This is a genomic window from Psychrobacter sp. 1Y4 (assembly GCF_051847555.1).
This window is the reverse complement of record NZ_JBPYDE010000990.1, coordinates 1-553: the sequence shown is the minus strand read 5'-3', so window position 1 is coordinate 553 and position 553 is coordinate 1. Positions and strand designations below refer to the sequence as shown.

The 553-nt window shown below is 44.7% G+C and carries 1 protein-coding gene; it reads left to right on the top strand.

The features are described from left to right. A partial coding sequence (gene dcd, locus ACS8FC_RS20020; protein ID WP_439298073.1) for a dCTP deaminase occupies positions 1–349 on the top strand: 349 nt, incomplete at its 5' end. Positions 350–553 lie beyond the last annotated feature (204 nt).

Genomic DNA, 553 nt, shown 5'->3' with positions numbered 1-553 from the left:
CGATATCGTTGGTGATGAGTGTATCATTCCACCAAACTCATTTGCCTTAGCACGTACCATGGAATATTTCCGTATTCCACGCGACGTACTGACTATTTGCCTAGGCAAATCGACTTACGCGCGCTGCGGTATCATTGTCAATGTCACGCCGCTTGGGCCTGAGTGGGAAGGTCATGTGACACTTGAGTTCAGTAATACTACCAATCTACCAGCTCGTATTTATGCGGGTGAAGGCGTGGCACAAATGCTGTTTTTCCAAAGTGATGCGGATGACGTGTGTGAGACCAGCTACAAAGACCGCGGCGGTAAATATCAAGGCCAGCGCGGCGTGACCTTGCCAAGAACCTAGTCAAATATAAAGTATCAAGTCTTTGAACAGACAATAAAAAGCCAGTCATAGTAAACATGACTGGCTTTCTTATTATGTGAAAAGTAATGAGTTTGAATCTCTAATTACTTTAAAACTTTTAAACCTGCTTTGTTATCACGCTTTGGTTTAGGTGCGGCAGCAGGTTTTTTGCTAGCAATCGGTGCGTCGTCGTCTTCTGGTACA